The organism is Rhodococcus cerastii, assembly GCF_033042195.1.
Lineage (GTDB): Bacteria > Actinomycetota > Actinomycetes > Mycobacteriales > Mycobacteriaceae > Rhodococcoides.
This window is the reverse complement of sequence record NZ_JAWLKF010000035.1, coordinates 1-1474: the sequence shown is the minus strand read 5'-3', so window position 1 is coordinate 1474 and position 1474 is coordinate 1. Positions and strand designations below refer to the sequence as shown.

1 protein-coding gene is annotated in these 1474 nt (G+C 63.0%); it reads right to left on the bottom strand.

The window, feature by feature from the left end; genetic code table 11:
- Positions 1 to 74: 74 nt before the first annotated feature.
- Positions 75 to 1334 (bottom strand): IS256 family transposase, encoded by a 1260-nt coding sequence (locus R3P93_RS24470; protein ID WP_068052702.1) that lies wholly within the window; start codon positions 1332 to 1334, stop codon positions 75 to 77.
- Between the last annotated feature and the right edge of the window lie 140 nt (positions 1335 to 1474).

Below are 1474 nucleotides of genomic sequence, written 5' to 3'. Positions count from 1 at the left end.
GATAGTGCCCCATGGGGTGGTGTAATTCGGATCGGTGAACCATCCGGTTCATGATCAACGAGTTGTGTTGTATGTTAGGCGCTTTCGAGCTGAGGTGTCAACGACTCAGCGGTCGTGTCGGTTGATACTGCAGCGCGTTCCTTCCTGGCGATGACGACCCTCAGCTCGTCCATCGACACGTCGGAGACGTAGCGGCGGGTCACTTGCCACTCGTCGTGCGCTTCGATCACCACCGCGGTCGCCAGGCGCAGGAACGCCGCCGGGTTGGGGAAGATCTCCACGACATCGGCGCGGCGTTTGATCTCCTTGTTGAGTCGTTCGATCGGATTGTTCGACCAGATTTTCTGCCAATGCGACTTCGGGAACGCACGGAACGCGAGCACATCTTCCTTCGCACCGTCCATCATCGCCGACACCTTCGGAAACGACCCGGCGAGCGTCTGCGCGACCTGATCCCACTGCGCTGCAACAGCATCCGGCTCGGTGTGCGCGAAGATCGTCTTGATCGCCGCCATCACCGGAGGCACCTGCTTCGACGACACCGCGGAAGTGACGTTCCGCATGAAATGCACCCGGCAACGCTGCCACGACGCCCCGGTGAACTGCTGCGCCACAGCAGCTTTCAAACCGGCATGCGCATCGGAGATCACCAGATGCACCCCCGACAGCCCCCGCGCCTTGAGCCCGATCAGGAACTCCCGCCAGAAATCGAACGACTCACTGTCCCCGACCGCGGTGCCCAACACTTCACGGGTGCCGTCGATCGACACCCCGGTCGCGACGACGAGCGCATGCGAGACCACATGCGCCCCGATCCGCACCTTGCAATACGTCGCGTCGAGGAAGACGTACGGAAACGTGGTGTGGGTCAACGTTCGCTCACGAAACCGCGCGATCTCCGTATCGAGCCCTTGGCAAATTCTCGACACAGTCGACTTCGAGACGCCCGAGTCAACACCCAACGCTGCGACGAGGTCGTCGACGTTGCGGGTCGACACTCCGTGCACGTAGGCCTCCATGATCACCGCGTACAACGCCTGATCGATGCGTCGGCGACGCTCGAGCAGGCTGGGGAAGAACGACCCTGTGCGCAGCTTCGGGATCTGGATCTCGACGTCTCCGCTGGTCGTCGACACCGTCTTCGAGCGGGTGCCGTTCCGGTAGTTCGTGCGCTCGGCCGTCCGCTCGTAGCGGCCGGCACCGAGGACCTCGGTCGCTTCGGCGTCGATCAGCGCCTGCAGGCCGGCGCGGATCAGCTCGGCGAACACCGACGCCGGGTCTGCACCCTTGAGTGCATCGAGCTGGGTGATCAGGGCAGAATGGTCGTGGGTCATCGCGTGGTCCTTTGGTCGAGTCACTGTGAGAGGTAACTCGTTCATCACTACGCGATGGCCCACCCACAACACGGGTACGACACGCCCGAGCTGCGGCTACGCCGCCTCACCGAATGTCCACCACCCCACGGGACTTACCC